Annotated in this window: 16 protein-coding genes; 14 read left to right on the top strand and 2 right to left on the bottom strand. The window is 69.4% G+C overall.

Going from position 1 to position 18,362, the window contains the following annotated elements; translation table 11 throughout:
• The first annotated feature begins 121 nt into the window (after positions 1-121).
• Positions 122-1,441 carry a phosphoribosyltransferase family protein gene (locus ACRWK8_RS21170; protein ID WP_378739617.1) on the top strand — a complete coding sequence of 440 codons (1,320 nt, stop codon included), beginning with the start codon at positions 122-124 and terminating at the stop codon, positions 1,439-1,441.
• A gap of 178 nt (positions 1,442-1,619) precedes the next feature.
• Here ACRWK8_RS21170 and ACRWK8_RS21165 read toward each other — a convergent pair whose 3' ends face one another.
• Positions 1,620-1,919, bottom strand: a complete 300-nt coding sequence (locus tag ACRWK8_RS21165) for a WhiB family transcriptional regulator (RefSeq protein ID WP_017588640.1) — start codon at positions 1,917-1,919, stop codon at positions 1,620-1,622.
• 838 nt (positions 1,920-2,757) lie between these two features.
• On the opposite strand from ACRWK8_RS21165, the gene ACRWK8_RS21160 reads away from it, so the two are divergent.
• The 9 genes from ACRWK8_RS21160 to ACRWK8_RS21120 all read left to right on the top strand — a co-directional run bounded on the left by ACRWK8_RS21160 (position 2,758) and on the right by ACRWK8_RS21120 (position 13,217).
• A complete protein-coding gene (locus tag ACRWK8_RS21160) occupies positions 2,758-3,165 on the top strand; it encodes a YccF domain-containing protein (protein ID WP_378739619.1) in 408 nt (135 codons plus the stop codon).
• A 209-nt stretch (positions 3,166-3,374) separates the two neighbouring features.
• On the top strand, positions 3,375-4,715 hold the full coding sequence (locus tag ACRWK8_RS21155) for an AI-2E family transporter (protein ID WP_378739621.1): 1,341 nt from the start codon (positions 3,375-3,377) through the stop codon (positions 4,713-4,715).
• Between the two features lie 267 nt (positions 4,716-4,982).
• The gene (locus tag ACRWK8_RS21150; RefSeq protein WP_378739623.1) at positions 4,983-6,581 is read left to right on the top strand and encodes an ABC-F family ATP-binding cassette domain-containing protein; all 1,599 of its coding nucleotides are present in this window, start codon (positions 4,983-4,985) and stop codon (positions 6,579-6,581) included.
• A 278-nt stretch (positions 6,582-6,859) separates the two neighbouring features.
• On the top strand, positions 6,860-7,066 hold the full coding sequence (locus ACRWK8_RS21145) for a helix-turn-helix domain-containing protein (RefSeq protein WP_378739626.1): 207 nt from the start codon (positions 6,860-6,862) through the stop codon (positions 7,064-7,066).
• A 71-nt stretch (positions 7,067-7,137) separates the two neighbouring features.
• Positions 7,138-7,980, top strand: coding sequence for an enoyl-CoA hydratase/isomerase family protein (locus ACRWK8_RS21140; RefSeq protein WP_378739628.1), 843 nt, complete (start codon positions 7,138-7,140; stop codon positions 7,978-7,980).
• A 346-nt stretch (positions 7,981-8,326) separates the two neighbouring features.
• Positions 8,327-9,928, top strand: coding sequence for a DEAD/DEAH box helicase (locus tag ACRWK8_RS21135; protein WP_378739630.1), 1,602 nt, complete (start codon positions 8,327-8,329; stop codon positions 9,926-9,928).
• A 181-nt stretch (positions 9,929-10,109) separates the two neighbouring features.
• Positions 10,110-11,702: an alanine/glycine:cation symporter family protein gene (locus ACRWK8_RS21130; RefSeq protein ID WP_378739632.1), complete on the top strand. Its 1,593-nt coding sequence runs from the start codon at positions 10,110-10,112 to the stop codon at positions 11,700-11,702.
• Between the two features lie 118 nt (positions 11,703-11,820).
• Positions 11,821-12,213: a hypothetical protein gene (locus tag ACRWK8_RS21125; RefSeq protein ID WP_378739634.1), complete on the top strand. Its 393-nt coding sequence runs from the start codon at positions 11,821-11,823 to the stop codon at positions 12,211-12,213.
• Positions 12,214-12,221: 8 nt separating this feature from the next.
• A complete protein-coding gene (locus tag ACRWK8_RS21120; protein WP_431872394.1) occupies positions 12,222-13,217 on the top strand; it encodes a zeta toxin family protein in 996 nt (331 codons plus the stop codon).
• Between the two features lie 111 nt (positions 13,218-13,328).
• Here the strand turns inward: ACRWK8_RS21120 and ACRWK8_RS21115 are convergent, their stop codons facing one another.
• Positions 13,329-13,478, bottom strand: coding sequence for a hypothetical protein (locus ACRWK8_RS21115; RefSeq protein ID WP_378739639.1), 150 nt, complete (start codon positions 13,476-13,478; stop codon positions 13,329-13,331).
• A 325-nt stretch (positions 13,479-13,803) separates the two neighbouring features.
• Between ACRWK8_RS21115 and ACRWK8_RS21110 the strand changes: the two genes are divergently transcribed.
• The 4 genes from ACRWK8_RS21110 (at position 13,804) to ACRWK8_RS21095 (ending at position 18,337) form a co-directional block, all read left to right on the top strand.
• Positions 13,804-14,880 (top strand): permease, encoded by a 1,077-nt coding sequence (locus tag ACRWK8_RS21110; RefSeq protein ID WP_378739641.1) that lies wholly within the window; start codon positions 13,804-13,806, stop codon positions 14,878-14,880.
• Positions 14,877-15,692, top strand: coding sequence for a TIGR03943 family putative permease subunit (locus ACRWK8_RS21105; protein ID WP_431872391.1), 816 nt, complete (start codon positions 14,877-14,879; stop codon positions 15,690-15,692). Before ACRWK8_RS21110 ends, ACRWK8_RS21105 begins: the two co-directional genes overlap by 4 nt.
• 144 nt (positions 15,693-15,836) lie before the next feature.
• Positions 15,837-17,252, top strand: coding sequence for a sensor histidine kinase (locus ACRWK8_RS21100; RefSeq protein ID WP_431872389.1), 1,416 nt, complete (start codon positions 15,837-15,839; stop codon positions 17,250-17,252).
• Positions 17,249-18,337 (top strand): AI-2E family transporter, encoded by a 1,089-nt coding sequence (locus tag ACRWK8_RS21095; RefSeq protein WP_378739648.1) that lies wholly within the window; start codon positions 17,249-17,251, stop codon positions 18,335-18,337. The genes ACRWK8_RS21100 and ACRWK8_RS21095 overlap by 4 nt, the downstream gene beginning before the upstream one ends.
• Positions 18,338-18,362 lie beyond the last annotated feature (25 nt).

Genomic DNA, 18,362 nt, shown 5'->3' with positions numbered 1-18,362 from the left:
CCCCGACGCGGGGTTGTGACCCGTATGAGGAGGGGTATGCCGGTAGCACTTTTCCCGCGGCCCACTCCACACTGCCGGAAGGAGCGGCGCCGGGCTCCGCGGCCCTGGCGCCGGTGAGGACATGAACCCGGTACCCGTCTCACTGCCCTTCACCAACCGTTCCGAAGCCGGACGACACCTCGCGGAGAGGGTGCGTCCCTACGCCGTCGACGACCCGATCGTGCTGGCCCTGCCCCGCGGCGGGGTCCCGGTCGGCGCGGAACTCGCGGAACGCCTGGGCGCCGACTTCGACGTGCTCATGGTCCGCAAGATCGGCCTGCCCGGGCATCCCGAGACCGGGGTGGGCGCCATCGCCGAGGACGGGCAGGTCATCTACGACGACCGCGCCCTGGCCCGGATGCGGGTGCCCCGCCAGGCGCTGTCCGACACCGTGGCCACCGAGCGGGACGAACTCGACCGTCGGCGCCGCGCCTACCGGGGGGAGCGCCCGGCACCGAGGATCGCGGGTCGCGACTGCGTGGTGGTGGACGACGGGGTCGCCACCGGCGGCACCGCCCGCGCGGCACTGCGCATGCTGCGCCAGGCGGGTCCGTCGCGGTTGGTCCTGGCCGTGCCGGTCGCGGCGCCGGAGGCGTTGGAGGCGCTCCAGGAGGAGGCCGACGACGTGGTGGTGCTGACCGCGCCGGAGAACTTCCAGGCCGTGGGGGAGTGGTACCGGGACTTCGACCAGCTGTCCGACGACACGGTCATCGGGATCCTCTCCGAACGCGAACGCCTCTCTCGGGGGCCCGACGTCTCCCGGGGAGTGCGGATCCGCGCGGACCAGGTCCACCTGGACGGTGACCTCACGATGCCCACGGCGCTGCGTGGCGCGGTGGTGATGGCCTTCGGGGAGGGGCGGGCCGACCCCGGGTGGCGGGCGACCGCCGCGTCACTGCGTCGCGCGGGGTACGCGACCCTGCTCCTTGACCTGCTCACCGAGGGGGAACGGGCCGCCGACGGCGCGGAGGGCGGCGAGGAGGCCGACACCGCGGTGCTCGGGGAGAGGCTGAGCGCGGCCGTCTCCTGGCTTCGGCGCGCCACCGACGCGGCCAGCGAACCCGTGGGTCTGCTCGGATCGGGGCCCGCGGCCCCGGCCGCCCTGGTGACGGCCGCGCGCCGGCCGGAGGACGTGGGCGCGGTGGTGGTGCACGGCGGACGCGTCGACCGCGCGGAACCCCACCTGGCGTCGGTGCTGGCGCCGACGCTGTTCCTGTTGGAGAGCGGGGACTCGTTCGTGCGTGAGTTGGGCGAGTGGACCCGGGGCCGGTTGGCCGGGCGTTCCGAGCTGAGGGTGGTGTCCGGGGCCGAACAGCTGTTGAGGGGTGACCTCGGATGGCGTCAGGTGGCGGTGGAGGCGTCGGACTGGTTCGACCGGAACCTCGCACGCGGGCCGGGGTGAGGACCCGCACCGGCCACGGGCCCGGACGGGGTTCGGGGCGTGTGTCCGGGTGCCGACGGCGTCGGCACCGGAGGAACGCGGAAACGAGAAAACCCGCGGCGCCCTCGACGTGTCACGTCGGGGCGCCGCGGGTTATCGGGGCCGGGGCCAGCGGGAGAGATCCGCGCGGCGGGAAGCTCTAGGCGGCGTTGGCGCGGCGCATGCGGCGACGGCGCTCGGAGGCGCGCTCGTCCTCGTTCAGTCCGCCCCAGGTGCCGTACTTCTCCGGACGCGAGATCGCATAGTCCAGGCAGTCGGTCCGCACCGGGCAGGCCGCACAGATCTCCTTGGCCTTGCGCTCGCGAATCTCCCGCTCCGGCTGGCGTTCGCCATCGGGGCCGAAGAAGAGCACAAGGTCCTCGCCCCGGCACGCGGCGGCATCCTGCCACCCCCAGCTCGGGCGGGGGCGCAGCGCGGCCTGCCGACGTACCTGAGACATGCTTGAACCACCTCTACTGAAATCACTAGTAAGCTGTCTGAAAAAGCTTCAGTCACCAAAAGTTGGTCATGCGGCGTGAGGCACCCCGCACGACGCAAACGTCGAGCGGTGTTGACGTTGTTCCCCGGTGTGGCTGAGACCACGAGAAGCGCCGTCACGAAGGCGATGCCTGTCGATGAAGGGGTGCTCTCACGCGAACGGCCGCGGAGGCGGTGACAGTCTCCGTCTGTGCCGGTACGTAATCATGCCATCCCCGCTCCCGATCCTGCACGGGGGGTGGGGAAATTGCTCATCCAACCGTTACCGAAACCTGATGCCTGACGTCCGGTCTCTGGTTGTCTGTCAGATTTTGTCGCACATCGCCAGAACTACCGTCTTGCGAAGGACACAGCACATCGTATGGGGCGATGTCCCTCCTGCCTAGGGGGTCCTCCTGATGCGCCCATCACATTGTGGTCCGCCCGTGCTCGCGAGATTGGGTGTGACCGTATGTCCTCACACAGCGCGACGGGCTCCGGAGTCCGAACCGCCTTGCCAGTAGGGTCGGTGTATCGCGTGGCGCCTCGCGGCGCACCGTCTCGCCGTACCCCCTCCCGCCCGTGGCGCCTCCGGCGCCCCGGCGGCCGTGTCGCCCCGCCCACCCGGTTCCGGATCCCTCCGGTCCAGGACGCCCCTTAGGGGAAGGATCAGGGAAAGAGGGAGGAACAGGTCATGGTGCGTCCGCGTCCCAGACGATAGAAAACAGGGTGCGCTCGTTCTCCGTCCGTTCCGGAGGTCACGCGCACCACCCGCTCACGGGACCGAACAAGCACGGGACCGAACCAAGGAGACGAACACCGTGGCCCTCTTGAGGCTCATCCTGAACATCATCTGGCTCTTCGTCGCCGGATTCTGGCTGGCAGTCGGCTATGTCATCGCCGGCCTCATCTGCTGCCTCCTCATCGTCACGATCCCCTTCGGTATCGCGTCCTTCCGCATGGCCAGCTACGCCATCTGGCCCTTCGGTCGCGACCTCGTGCGCAGGCCGGGCGCCGGCGGCGGTACCACCGTCATGAACGTCATCTGGCTGATCGTCGCCGGTTGGTGGCTGACCATCGGCCACATCACCACGGCGCTCGCCCTGGCCATCACGATCATCGGCATCCCGATGGCGTGGGCCTCGCTCAAGATGATCCCGGTGGCCCTGGCCCCGTTCGGCAACGAGATCGTGCGCGTCGGCCACCCCCGTGAGCCCTGGCAGTTCTGAGACGACCGGCCCCACCGGAACCGTTCGACCCCGAGAAGGGGCCGGACGGTTCCGCGCGATCGGCCGACCTTCCCCGACGTCCGGTGGAACCAGAACGCCCGCCGGTGCATCTCCCTGACATCTCCTCCCACATCCCCCGGAACAGTGTCGTCACGTGACCGTCGCCTTCGGAGCGGTCAACGCGCAGCAATCCATAGATCGGAGTCCATGTGCAAGCCCAGCGGCCGGGAGTGTGGGCGCTCCTGAACAAGTGGCTCGTCGCCCGCAGAGCCCGAGCCGAGCGTCTCGCCCAACTGGAGGAGCGGGAGAAGGCCGCCGAGGCCGAACCCGAGGTGGTAGAGGAAGCCGCCCCCGAGCCCGAGGACGTGGGCGCGGGCGACCTGCTCAGGGTGGTCAGCGACGTCGCCTGGCGGATGCTCATCATCGGCGTCGTGGCGGGCCTGCTCGTCTACGCCGTCATCTACCTGTCCGTCGTCACCCTCCCGATCGTCATCGCGGTGTTCGTCACCGCGCTTCTCATGCCGCTGGCCAAGTGGCTGCGGAACAAGGGCCTGGGGCGTGGTTCCTCCACCGCCATCGCCGTCCTCACCGCGCTGGTCGTCCTCGGCGGCGTGATCACGATGATCATCCAGCCGGCCATACAGGGCTTCGACGGGATGATCGCCAGCGTCTCCAGCGCCCTCACGGGGCTCCAGGAACTCCAGATCGAGCTCCCCTTCGGCCTGGAGGCGGACCCGGCCTTCATCACCAACGCGTTCACCAACGCCTGGGACCAGATCCAGGGGATGATCACCGACAACACCCAGGAGCTGGTCAACGGCGCCTGGACCGCTGGCGCGGCCGTCCTCCAGATCCTGATCAGCCTGGTGCTGATCATCGCCCTCACCGTGTACTTCGTGCACTCCGGGGACAAGCTGATCGACTGGTTCGTCACGCTGCTCCCGCCGAAGTCCCGCCCGGGCCTGCGCCACGCGAGCGGTGTGGCCTACGGCGTGATGGGCCGCTACGTGCGCGGTGTGGCGATGGTCGGTTTCATCGACGCGGTGGGCATCGGCATCGTCCTGCTCATCTTCCTGGACGTGAACCTCGCCATCCCGTTGATCGTCCTGACCTTCGTGGGCGCGTTCCTGCCGGTCATCGGCGCCTTCCTCACCGGCCTCCTGGCCGCTCTGGTGGCCCTGGTCGCGGAGGGCTGGGTGATCGCCCTGATCATCGTGGTGGCGGTCGTCGTGGTCCAGCAGGCGGAGAGCAGCATCTTCGCCCCCCGCATCTACGGCCAGGCCCTGGAGCTCCCCTCTCCCATCGTCCTGATCGCCATCACGGCGGGCGGCATCCTGGGCAGTATCCCGGGCATGTTCCTGGCGACCCCGGTCGCCGCCGTGCTCGCCGCCCTGCTCCGCAACCGTCCGCCCGCGCAGCAGGAGGACACCGAGCCCGCGGAGGTCGCGGAACGCACCTCGGAGGCTCCACCGGAGAAGGAGGCGGCGGTCGTGGTCGTCGCCCCGGTGCCGGAGACCACGGCACGCGAGGACACCCCCGACAGGGAGTGATCCGGTCCCGTGACCCCCTCCCCCGGGAATGCGTCGCGCCCCCGGTCCCGTTGTGGGGTCGGGGGCGCGGCCGTGTCCGGGTCGCGCCGGGGGAAATCCCTCGCACCGTCCCCGCCCCATGCCGTTAGGCTGGGTCGGCCGGTCCCGAGGACACGTCCGCCGCCGCCCCGTCGCGGCGCCACCGCCGAACCAGCCCCTCCGGGGCCGGTGCGAGACGTGTCCCGACCGCCCCGAACCCGCCAGACCACCTTTGAGGATGCCCCACCCATGTTGATCGCCACCGACCTCGAACTGCGCGTCGGACCTCGACTCCTGCTGGAGCCGACGACCTTCCGTGTCGCCGCGGGGGACCGGATCGGACTGGTGGGCCGCAACGGTGCGGGCAAGACCACCATGACCAAGGTGCTCGCGGGGGAGGGGCTGCCCACCGGCGGCACGGTCACCAGCTCCGGCAGCATCGGGTACCTTCCCCAGGACCCGCGCACCGGCGACCTCGACGTGATCGCCAAGGACCGGGTGCTGTCCGCGCGCGGGATCGACGAGGCCCTGAACGGTCTGCGCGAGGCCGAGAAGAAGATGGCCAGCGACCACGAGAAGACCCGCAACAAGGGCGTGCGCCAGTACGCCCGCTGGGAGGAGCGCCTCCACGTGCTGGGCGGGTACGCCGCCGAGTCCGAGGCCGCCGCGATCGCCTCCAGCCTGGGTCTGCCGGACAAGGTCCTGTCCCAGCCGCTGCACACGCTCTCCGGTGGTCAGCGCCGCCGGATCGAGCTGGCCCGCATCCTGTTCAGCGGTGCGGACACCCTTCTGCTGGACGAGCCCACCAACCACCTCGACGCCGACTCCATCGTCTGGCTGCGTGACTTCCTCAAGCACCACCAGGGCGGGCTCATCGTGATCAGCCACGACGTGGAACTGGTCGAGCACGTGGTCAACAAGGTGTTCTACCTGGACGCCAACCGCAGCACCATCGACATCTACAACATGGGCTGGAAGCTGTACCTCTCCCAGCGCGAGGCCGACGAGCGCCGTCGCCGCCGGGAGCTGGCCAACGCGGAGAAGCAGGCCGACACGCTGCGCAAGCAGGCGGACCGGTTCCGGGCCAAGGCCTCCAAGGCGCGTGCCGCGCAGCAGATGCTCAACCGCGCCGACAAGCTGCTGGACGGGGTCGCGGGGGTGCGTCAGTCCGACAAGGTCGCCAAGCTGCGCTTCCCGGACCCGGCACCCAGCGGTCGCACGCCACTGATGGCCGAGGGGCTGTCCAAGTCCTACGGTTCGCTGGAGATCTTCGCCGGTGTGGACCTGGCCATCGACCGGGGCAGCCGCGTGGTCATCCTGGGCCTGAACGGCGCGGGAAAGACGACCCTGCTGCGCCTGCTCGGCGGCGTCGAGGAACCGGACACCGGTGAGGTCGTCCCGGGGCACGGGCTCAAGCTCGGCTACTACGCGCAGGAGCACGAGACCCTGGACGTGGACCGGAGCGTGCTGGAGAACATGATGAGCGCGGCCCCGGACCTGCCCGAGGTCGAGGCGCGCAAGACCCTGGGGTCGTTCCTGTTCACCGGCGACGACGTGAGCAAGCCCGCCGGAGTGCTCTCCGGTGGTGAGAAGACCCGGTTGGCCCTGGCCACCCTGGTGGTCTCCAGCGCCAACGTGCTCCTGCTCGACGAGCCCACGAACAACCTGGACCCGGCCAGCCGGGAGGAGATCCTGGCGGCGCTGCGCAACTACAAGGGCGCGATCGTCCTGGTGACACACGACGAGGGCGCGGTCGCCGCACTCCAGCCCGAGCGCGTCATCATGCTGCCCGACGGCGTCGAGGACGTGTGGAACGCCGAGTTCGAGGACCTCATCGCACTGGCCTGATGCCCGGTCCCGGACGCACGGAGGACCCCGACCCCTCGTGGGCCGGGGTCCTCCGTGCGTCCGGGGGCGGTGGCCGTCGGAGCGTGTGGGGTCGGCAGTGACGCCCAGAGCACCGGGAGGTTCACCCGGTCCCATTTCGGGCCTGGTTAGCGGTCTTCCGAAACCCGGTCCAACCGGCGTGGCGCCGGGCGAATGTGGCGGCGTGTGGACGGGGTGTCCGATCATGGCAGTGGTTCCGGACGGTGGGAGACCCCACCACCGTGGAAGGGAAGAGATCTGTGAGTGACGCGTTGAGGAAGGGCACCCGAGTGTCGGGAGCGGACCGTTCCGAGTTGGCCGCACAGCTCAGGCACCGTTACGACGAGGGTGAGAGCATCCGCAGTCTGGCGGCCGCGACCGGTCGCTCCTACGGATTCGTGCACCGGCTGCTGAGCGAGGCCGGAGTGGAGCTGCGGGGGCGCGGTGGGGCGACACGCAAGGCCTGATCCCGGCGGCGAGCCCGGGGTTACCGGCGAGTAGGGTCGGTGGGTAGCCAACCGACGCGACGGAGGAACCCATGGCACAGGACCCGCGGGAGTCCGGGAGACAGGAACTGCCCACCGGCGAGGAGCTGGCCCGGGCCGGACTGGGGCTCACGGTGGACGGCGCGGTCGCCCGCGTCACCATCAGCCGCCCGGAGCGCCGCAACGCGATGACCGGACGCACCTGGACCACCCTGGCCCACATCGGCCAGGCGCTCCCGGACGATGTCCGAATTGTCGTCATCGCCGGGGAGGGTGACATCTTCTCCGCGGGGATCGACCTCAACATGTTCACCCCCGAGGGGGTCGACGGGGAGCGTTCGATCGTCGCCGGGCTCGCGGACGGCTCCGCCGACGAGGCCGACCTGGACGCCTACATCTCCGAGCTCCAGCAGGGGTTCCTCTGGCTGCGCCGGCCGGACCTGGTGACTATCGCGGCGGTGCGCGGCCACGCCATCGGGGCCGGCTTCCAGCTCGCGCTCTCCTGTGATCTGCGCATCCTCGCCGACGACGCCCGATTCTGTATGAAGGAGCCCGCCCTGGGGCTGGTGCCGGACCTCACCGGCACCAAGCCCCTGGTGGACATCGTGGGCGTGCACCGCGCCACCGAGATCTGCCTGACCGCCCGCAAGGTCGGCGCCGAGGAGGCCCGCGAGCTCGGCCTGGCGACGCTGGTGGTCGGCGTCGACGAGCTCGACGGCGCGGTGGACGACGCCGTCGCCGCTCTTCTGGCCACCAATCCCGAGGCCGCCGTCGCGACCAAGGCCCTCCTCCAGCAGGCCGGGGACAACACGCTCGAAGAGCAGTGCGCGGCCGAGCGCCGCGCACAGGTGGGACGCCTCACCGCCCTGGCCAGAGCCATGACGGCGGGAGCCTGACCGCACACGGGGGACGGGAGGGGGGAGACCGGTATCACCGGTGAAAAACCCCCATCCCGTCCCCGCTTCCGAACGATCTCTAGTACGCTGCTGCAAGCGGTCGATGAATGCCGCGCGCATCCGAGCGCGCCGGGCCGCCAAGACGCGGAGAGCGTGTCGACACCGGTCGACGTCACTCTTGACCCGAAGAGCACACGAGCCCACTCAGCTGAGGCCGCTTCCGCGTGTGATCAGGCGCGTTTGTGTGATTTCTTCGCTGGGTCCGCTGTGACCGTGTGGAGCCTTCCTCGAAACGCCGCCAAACGATGAGGAAGGTACACGTCACTTGACGACGGACACTGCCGTAATGCCCGCTTTCGACAGCCTGGGGCTTCCCAAGGACATCGTCGACGAGCTGGCCAAGAACGGTGTGACCAACCCGTTCCCGATCCAGGCCGCGACCATTCCCGACGCCATCGAGGGCCGTGACGTCCTCGGGTGCGGGCGCACCGGATCGGGCAAGACCCTGGCCTTCGGCCTGCCGGTCCTGATGCGCTGCGCCGAGCGCCGCGCCGCCGCCAACCGCCCCCGGGCCCTGATCCTGGTCCCCACCCGCGAGCTCGCGCACCAGGTGCGCGACGCGCTGCGCATCTACGCCCGCGTCCTGGGCGTCAAGGTCGGCGACGTCGTCGGCGGCAGCTCCTACACCCGACAGATCAACGAGCTCCGGCGCGGTGTCGACCTGCTGGTCGCCACCCCGGGCCGTCTCACCGACCTCATCGACCAGGGCGCCTGCGACCTGGGCGACGTCGAGATCTCGGTGCTGGACGAGGCCGACCAGATGTGCGACATGGGTTTCATGCCGCAGGTCAGCGAGCTTCTCGACCAGGTGCGCCCCGACGGTCAGACCCTGCTCTTCTCCGCCACCCTCGACGGTGACGTGGACAAGCTGGTCCGCCGCTACATGAAGGACCCGCAGACCCACTCCGTGGACCCGCCGGTCTCCCAGGTCACCACCATGGAGCACCACCTGCTCAAGGTGCTGCCCCGCGACAAGAACAAGATCGTCGCCCAGATCGCCGCGCGTGACGGACGCACCATCCTGTTCGTGCGCAGCAAGTACCGCGCCGACACCATCAGCGAGCAGCTGATCGAGGCCGGTGTGCCCTGCGCCTCCCTGCACGGGGGCAAGACCCAGAGCGTGCGCACGCGCACCCTGGCCAAGTTCCGTGAGGGCAAGATCCAGGCCCTGGTCGCCACCGACGTCGCCGCTCGCGGCATCCACGTCGACGGCATCGACCTGGTCGTCAACATCGACCTGCCCACCGGTCACAAGGACTACCTGCACCGTGGCGGCCGTACCGCCCGGGCCGGTTCCTCGGGCGCCGTGGTCTCCCTGGTCGCTCCCAACCAGCGCCGCCTGGCCCGACGTCTGCTCAGCGACGCCGGCGTCGACGCCAAGCAGCACCTGGTCAACCCCGGTGACGAGCTGCTCTCCGAGGTCACCGGCGCCAAGGAGCCCAGCTGGGAGCCGTGGATCGAGCCGCCGGAGCCCGTCCGCGAGCGTCGCGGCCGTGGCGGCCCCCGTCGCGGTGGCTACCGTGGCGGCGGCGGTGGCGGCTACCGCGGTGGTGGCGGCGGCGGTTACCGCGGCGGCGGTGGCTACCGTGGCGGCGAGTCCCGCGGCGAGGGCGGCTACCGTGGCGGCGAGCGTCGCAACGACCGTGGCGAGGGCGGCGGTGGCTACCGCGACCGCGACTCCCGTGGCGAGGGCGGCTACCGAGGTGACGGTGGTTACCGCGGCGGCGATGGCGGCGGCTACCGTGGCGGCGAGCGCCGTGGCGAGGGTGGCGGCTATCGTGGCGGCGACCGTCGCGGCGGTGGCGGCTACCGTGGCGGGGACTCCCGTGGGGGGTACCGTGGCGGCCCGCGTCGCAACGACCGCTACGACTCCGCTCCGCAGCACTAGGGCAGAGCACTGAAGCACCCGAGGCGGGTCCGACCACAGGTCGGGCCCGCCTCGGCATCGTTTACGGTCCTTTACCGCCCCTTCGCGTGTCCCCGGCGGCCGAAACCCCCGCCCAAGTGGACAGTTGGTCGGAAAACCCCGATATCGAACGCGGGGCCGCACACCGCTCGAAGGGGAACGAGTGACCGTCCTCAACAACGCTCTGGTCGCCCTCAACGACTTCTTCTGGACCTTCTTCCTCATTCCGCTGCTGGTCATCCTGGCCCTCTACTTCACCGTGCGGTCGGGGTTCGTCCAGATCCGTCTCCTGCCGGAGATGTTCCGGGTCATGCGCAGCAGCCCGGGGACGGCCCCCGACGGCGGCAGGGAGATCTCGGCGTTCCAGGCCTTCGCCCTCTCGGCGGCCTCGCGGGTGGGGACCGGCAACATCGTCGGCGTGACGCTGGCGATCATGCTGGGCGGTCCCGGCGCGGTGTTCTGGATGTGGTTGATGGCCGGTGTCCTGGGTGCCGCGTCGTTCGTGGAGTCCACCCTCGCCCAGCTGTACAAGGTGCGGACCAGCACCGGGTTCCGTGGCGGTCCGGCCTACTACATGCTCTACGGACTCGAACGCCGCTGGATGGGCGTCCTCTTCGCGGTCATCATCACCATCACCTTCAGCCTGGTGTTCAACTCGGTGCAGGCCAACGGCATCACGGGTGCGATCGGCACCTCGGTCGAGGAGTTCGGCGTCCCCACCGGGTTCTGGTTCGACGCGGTGATCGGTCTCGGTCTGGCCGCGCTGACCGGCGCCGTCATCTTCGGCGGGGTGCGGCGCATCGCCAGCGTCGCCCAGGGCCTCGTCCCCCTGATGGCGATCCTCTACGTCCTCCTCGGTGTCGCCGTGGTCATCGTCAACATCGAGGCCGTCCCCGGGGTGTTCGGCAGCATCTTCGCCCACGCCTTCGGCCTGCGCGAGGTCGCCGCGGGCGGTGTGGGCACCGCGATCCTGTGGGGGATGCGGCGCGGCATGTTCTCCAACGAGGCCGGTCTGGGCTCGGCGCCCAACGCGGGTGCCACCGCCTCGGTCTCCCACCCGGCGAAGCAGGGGCTGGTGCAGACCCTGGGCGTGTACTTCGACACCTGGCTGGTCTGCTCGGTGACGGCGTTCATCGTGCTCCTGTTCAGCACCGAGTTCGCCCCCGGTCAGGAACCGATCGTGGTCGCGCAGATGGCACTCCAGAGCTCCCTCGGCAGCTGGGCGATCCACGCCCTCACCGTCATCCTGTTCCTGCTCGCCTGGACCTCGCTGCTGGGCAACTACTACTACGGTGAGTCCAACCTCCAGTTCCTGGACGCCGACGACCGACACCTGACCTACTTCCGAGCCGCCGTCCTGGCCTCCATCTTCATCGGCTGCGTCGCCCCGCTGACCCTGGTGTGGAACCTCGCGGACATCGCCATGGGGGTCATGGCCACCGTCAACCTGCTGGCCATCGCGCCGCTGTCGACGGTCGCCTTCCGCCTGCTGGGCGACTACAGCCGCCAGCTCCGCAACGGGCTGGACCCGCAGTTCAACCTGGCCAAGATGCCGGACCTGAGGAACGTGCACTGCTGGGGCGACCCCGGGGGCCCGCTGCCCGACGAGGTCGAGCGGTCCGAGGGGGCCGCGCCGAGCGACGCCGAACCGCAGGACGAGCCGACGCCCGGTGGCGAGGGCATGCACGACCCCGACCAGGACCACGACGGCGACCACCCGGACGACGACGGCCGGGAACCGGGCCGCGACGACTAGGTCGCGGAGAACCTCGGTCACCAGGACAGAGGGAAACGTGAATCATGCCCATAACTCATTCGGACACGAAGATTGTGTGCGCGAACTCGTGCGCTGATTCCAGCATCCCACTGTTATCATGCGTCGATCACTCGTGACTTGCACGGCATCGGAAAAGACGATGCTTAGCAGGCGTGACGAGGCGGGACACGAGAACGGATGGGATGCCACGATGAGACCTGAGGAAGACAACCCCCTGCTTTCCGGCCTTCCCGAATCCCAGTGGAGTGAGGAGGAGGTGGTCGATTACGACATCCTCGCCGACCTCATCAGGGACGCGATCGGAGTCCTCTCGAAGATGAAGCATGAGGAACGGTCGAAGGATGCTCCCGACCAGAAGAGGATCGATCTGGTCTCCGAGCGCCAGGCAAGACTTTCGGAGAGCCTCAGGGACCTGCGCATCGCGGATGCGGGGACTGCCGACGACTTGAGAATCGAAAGCCTTTCGATCATCAAGAACGGAACGATCTGACAGGCGCGATGAACCTCACCCCCCAGGAATACGAGAATGTACGCCTTTCCCCGAAGCAGAACGAGCAGATCTTCCTGGAGGAGATCGCTCCCCAGCACCTCGATGGAGGTGTCAAACAGGAGAATCCGAGTCTCGTGATCATCGGTGGGGCGACCGGGTCCGGCAAGAGCGGTATCACCGAAATCGTCCGAAACGCACTCGACAAGCGTGGCGGTGCGGTCCACATCAACATGGACGACTTCAACCCCCACCACCCGCAGTACACGGAACTGCGAAGGAGGTCGCCGGAGGAGTCCGGAGCCCTTCTCTGGGACGACGGCCTCTCCTGGTGGAACAGGGCCCAGGACTACGCGAGCCACCCGGACCGTCGCGGGGACGTGTTCATCGAGTCCGCCCTCCGCAGCCCCGACGAGTTCGAGAACATCGTGCAACGGTTCAGGGAACGCGGCTACGAGTCGAACAACGCCGCCCTCATGGGAGTGAACGACGCCCTGAGCCTCCAGGGAGGTCTCCACAGGTATGTCAAGGCGGTGGCCAAGTACGGCGTCGGCCGCTACGTCGATCCGGAGATCCACAGCGAGTGCTACGCGGGCGTGGAACGTGCCGCCAGAGCCATCGATTCGGGAGAACTGGGGAAGGTCAACACCGTCTTCTTCCAACGCGGTGGAATATCGAACACCCCGAGCCGGGGGATGGGTGCGCTCGAGAGGCTGAACACGGAGAGGAGTACTCCGTTCAGCGCACAGGAAGCGCTCCATTTCGAGAACACCCAGGAGAGGATCAGGAACACGATCACCAGGAGTGACAAGTTCGACGCGCGGGAGAAGCGGAAGCTCTTCCGTGAGTTGGACACGATCGACGAGAAGGCGCAGGGTCTGTTGCGGCCCGGCCCGTCCGGGCAGTCGAAGGCCTCCCGGACCAGCAACCTCAGAAGACTCGCTTCCGCGGGACCACGCGCCCTGCCCGGAGGGAACGGCGGAAGGAACCAGGGGATCGAACGCTAGCATCGGGGACCCTCGCACGCTTTCGGAGGACCGTCCAGCGCCATTGGGCTCCAGGCCCCCGGTCGAGCGGCCCGGTACTGCTGGGTCTGTCTCGATCCGGGGCTCGGGCGGTCAGGGGGCGGCCGGGCCGGGGTACCACCCCCGGGGCGCGGAGGCGAGGTCGGAGCCCCGAGTCTTCCGGACGAACACCACCGCGACCACGGCGATCACCGGTCTGCGGCCGACGAGGTCGCGCAGCGCGCCCCACACCGGGATCGTCACCAGACGCGGGGCTTTGCGGACCGTGGTTGAACACCAGGGCCGCACAGCCCCGCAGGGGAAGAAGTCGTATCACTCGACGGTCGTGCCGAAGAGGCTGGCCGGGATGACGCGGTGGAAGGGGCCTCGGAGCGTCTCCGACCTCGGGGGACAGTGGCGTACTCGGCTTCCTGCCCGCTCACCCCAGGTACCCGTAACGCCCCTGCCCACGGGGCTGTCGGCACACTCGCCCGCTCCGCCATGTGTGGGGCCGCGACGGATGTACAAACGAAAATCGTTTTCGGTTACCATTCGGGGAGTCCCCAACCGAACCCGACGGAGTACTCCCGTGTCCGAACGGACCACATCGGAGCGCGACTCCGCGCCCGATCCCTCACTCGGTGACTCGATCGCCCGCGACTGGGGCGACCAGGGCGACGAACTGCCCCCCTCCGACTGGGGGCGGCGCGCCGACTCGCGCCGCACCGGAACGGTCTGGCTGTTCGCCCTCCTCATCACCGCGATGGCGGTGGCCCACTCCTGGCTCACCGACGAGCTCACCAGTCAGGCCTTCCTGGCCTGGGCGACCATCTTCACCGCCATCAGCTTCCAGGCGCTACCCTTCCTGGTCTTCGGGGTGGCCCTGTCGGCGGCGCTCATCGCGTTCGTTCCGACCTCGGCCTACCAGCGGTTCATCCCGAGCAAGCCGGGGCGGGCGGTCCCCGTCGCCGGTGCCTCCGGGGCGCTCCTGCCCGGCTGCGAGTGCGCCTCGGTGCCCATCGCGGGGAGCCTCATCAAGCGCGGGGTCGCCCCGGCGGCGGCGCTGACCTTCCTGCTGGCGGCCCCGTCCATCAACCCCATCGTCATGATCGCCACCGCCGTGGCCTTCGCCGGGCAGCCGGAGATGGTCCTGGCCCGCTTCGTGGCCTCGCTGCTCGCCTCGGTGGTCATCGGGTGGATCTGGGTGCGCTTCGGCAAGGCCGACTGGCTGCGTCTGCCCTCGCGCACCCACGCCCCCGGAGCCTCCAAGTGGCAGGTCTTCCGCGAGTCGATGATGCACGACATGATGCACGCGGGCGGCTATCTGGTGGTCGGCGCACTCGCGGCGGCGACGCTGAACGTCATGGTGCCCCGTGAGTGGCTGCTGGCCGTGGCCGAGGCGCCGATCATCTCGGTGCTGGTGCTCGCCCTGCTGGCCATCCTCCTCTCGATCTGCTCGGAGGCCGACGCCTTCGTCGCGGTCAGCCTCACCGACTTCTCTCCGACCGCCAAGCTCGCGTTCATGGTCATCGGCCCGATCGTGGACCTCAAGCTGATCGCGATGCAGGCCGGGGTGTTCGGCTGGCGCTTCGTCGCCCGCTTCGCCCCGATCTGTCTGGTGGTCGGCCTGCTCAGCACGTTCCTGATCGGAGCCGTCCTCCTGTGAACCGGATCGCCCAGGGGCTCACCCTCGTCCTGCTCGGCGCCGCCGCGCTGACCAGTACGGTCCCCACCAACCTGTACCTGAACTGGGTCAAGGCGGGTTTCGGCCCGTTCCTGATCGCCGCCGGAGTGGTCATGGTGCTGCTCGGCGTCCTGGTGATCGTCGCGGAACTACGCGGCGAGAACCACGCCCTGGACGAGGAGGACGCGGTCCCCGAGGACACCTCGGCGCGTTCGGAGCTCGACCACGCCGTCGCCGAGTACGGCGGTGGAGGGGGCGGCCACGGACACGACCACTCCGTCGCCCCGAGGGTGGCGTGGCTGCTCCTGCTCCCCGTGTTCGCCGTGTTCGTCATCGCGCCGCCCGCGCTCGGCTCCTACACGGTGGAGAGCACCGGGGGTTCCTCCGGTCCGCCGCCCCGTGACGAGCGGGCACCCTCCCGCTTCACCGACGAGCTGAGCCAGGCCGCCCCCGACGAGGTGGTGCCGCTCGACGTCCAGCAGTTCGTCATGCGCGCCTGGATCGACGAGGAGCGCGAACTGTCCGGCCGCGAGGTCGAGCTCACCGGGTTCGCCGTGCCCGCCCAGGACGGGGAGGGCTGGTACCTGGCCCGGCTCCAGATGGCCTGCTGCGCGGCGGACGCGGTGGTCAACAAGATCCTGATCACCGACCATCCGGCGCCGGAGGCCGACACCTGGTGGACGGTGCGCGGCACCTGGGTGGAGCCGGAGGGGGACCTCTACGACGTCTCCCAGCACGAGATCACGACCACCTCGGTCGTGGAGGTCACCAACCCGCCGGACCCCTACGAGTAGTCCGGAGTCCCGCCCCGCGAGCGTTCTCCCGCTCGCGGGGCGGCGCCGGAGGCGAAAGAACCCTCTCGCGCACCTTCGTACGTTTCGGTCGCCACACCGGAGACCATTCAAGGGTTTCTTATTGCCCTGAGTAACAATGGGTGCGTGGCAGAACGGAACGAGCGATCCTGGAGACCCTGGCGCGCGCTACGTCCGCGCAGCATCCGAGCCCGGGTCACGCTCGGTGCCCTGGCCGTCCTCTCCCTGGTCATCTGTATCCTCCTCAGCGCCTCCATCCTCCTGATCCGGGAAGTGACGCTCACCGAGCTGCGTGACCGGGCCGCCGAGGGGGCCCGGCACGTGGCCGACCACATCATGACGGAGCGTTACGACGGCCCGATTCCGGCCTCCGAGCCCATCGTGCGTTTCCAGGTGATCGACTGGGAGACCGACCAGGTCCTGGCCTCCAGCGTGGCCCTGCAGGGGGTGCCGTCGCTGATCGAGGAGGACCCCGCAGCGGACGACTTCCGCGTCGACGAATTCGTCTGCGACGTCATCCCCGGGGACGAGACGGGCGACTGCTTCCAGGTGGTGGGGTACGTCGTCGACGGCTCCGCCTACGGTGACAACGTCATGGCGGTGGCCGCCACGCGTACGCCGCTCATCCTGGGCGACAAGGTCCTGGAACTGGTCATGCTGGGCACCTCGGCGCTGCTGATCTTCGGTTCGGGCTTCGTCATCTGGTACGGCGTGGGCCGTGCCCTGAGCCCGGTCACGCGGATCAGTGACGAGATGGAACACATCTCCGTCAGCGACCTGCACCGCAGGCTCCCGCTGCCCAGGAGCGACGACGAGATCGCCCGCCTGGCGCGCACCGCCAACTCCAGTCTGTCCCGCCTGGAGGAGGCGGTCACCCGGCAGCGCCGGTTCGTCTCCGACGCCTCCCACGAACTGCGCAACCCCATCGCGGGCATGCGCACCAAACTGGAGGTCGAGCTCTCCGACCCCGATCCCGACCTGCGCGCCAGGGAGCGGCTGCTGAGCGGTCTCCTCTCCGACACCGAACGGTTGGAGAACATCGTCGAGGACCTCCTGGAGATGGCCCGCCTCGACACCGACCGCGCGCAGGCACGCGAACGGGTCGACCTCGCGGAGGTCGCCCAGCTGGAGTTCTCCGGCCAACCCGGCCCGCCCCAGGTGTTCGTGCACACCTCGGAACCGGTGTACGCGCTGGTCAACCGGTTGCGCGTCGTCAGGGTGCTCACCAACCTCGTCGCCAACGCCACACGCCACGCCAACGGCCGGATCGACGTCATCGTGCAGCACCACGAGGGAGCGGCCGTGGTCGAGGTGCACGACGACGGGTCCGGCATCCCGGTCAAGGACCGGGAACGGGTCTTCGAACGGTTCGCGCGGCTGTCGGAGTCCAAGGAGCGCGATCCCGGCGGCAGCGGACTGGGACTGGCGATCTCCCGGGAGATCGCGGGCGCCTACGGCGGCACCCTGGTCGCCGGACACAGCGACCTGCTCGGCGGCGCCCTCTTCACCCTGACCATCCCGGACCCACCGGAGGGCCAGTGAGAGCCAGGAAGCGCCCGCGCGCCGAGCAGCCTCCGGAACGGCGCCCGCCGACCGAGGAGACGCGACGTCCCAACTACTTCCTGCTCGGCTTCGTCGGGGCCCTGGGGGTGCTCAGCGCCTGGCTGCTGGTGCAGGCCCTGACCAGCGCCCGGGCGGTGTTCGTCTACATCCTCGTCGCGCTCTTCCTCGCGATCGGGCTCAACCCCGTCATCGAGGCCCTGCGGCGGCTGCGGCTGCCCCGCTGGGCCGCGATCCTCTCGGTCTGCCTCGGCCTGGTGGCCTTCCTGGTCGTGTTCGTGTGGGCGATCGTGCCGCCCCTGACCGAGCAGGTCAGCAGCTTCGCCACGTCGTTGCCCTCGTCCCTGGACCAGCTCCAGCAGTCCGCGTTCTTCCGTGACCTCGACCGGCGCTACGACGTGCTCGGCCGTATCGAGGGCGTGGTCTCCGGCGGCGACTTCGGCCAGCAGGTCTTCGGCGGTCTCGTCGGTGTGGGGCAGGTGGTGTTCAACTCGCTGTTCGCCACCTTCACGGTCCTCATCCTCACCCTGTTCTTCATGGCCTCGCTGCCGGGCATCATGGACGTCACCTACCGGTTCGTGCCCCGCTCGCGCCGGACCGGGGTCCGGGAGATCGGGGACGAGATCGTCCAGCGCATCGGGGCGTTCATCGCCGGGCAGTTGCTGGTCGCGGCGCTCGGCGGTGTGGTGGCCTTCCTCTTCCTGTGGCTGACCGGCTCGGCGTACGCCCTCACCCTGGCCCTCGTGGTCGCGGTGACCGCGTTGATCCCGCTGATCGGCACCACCATCGGGGCGGTGGTGGCGTCGCTGGCGGTGGCCATCGGTGACCCGTGGATGGGCCTGGTCACGCTGGTGTTCTTCCTGATCTACCAGCAGATCGAGAGCTACGTGATCGCGCCCCGGGTGATGCGGCACGCCGTGGACGTGGTGCCCACGGTCAACATCACGGCGGCGCTGCTGGGCGGCGCGCTGCTCGGGCTGGTGGGCGCGCTGCTGGCCATCCCCACTGCGGCCGCGCTCACCCTGGTGCTGAAGAAGGTGGTCTTTCCCCGGTTGGAAGAGCGCTGAGCCTCCCCGAAGCAGCCCCTAACCT

The sequence above is a fragment of the Nocardiopsis eucommiae genome (assembly GCF_965344335.1).
In the GTDB taxonomy this organism is placed as follows: Bacteria; Actinomycetota; Actinomycetes; order Streptosporangiales; family Streptosporangiaceae; genus Nocardiopsis; species Nocardiopsis eucommiae.
Note: the sequence above shows the minus strand (reverse complement) of the source record. Positions and strands in the feature narration are given on the sequence as shown.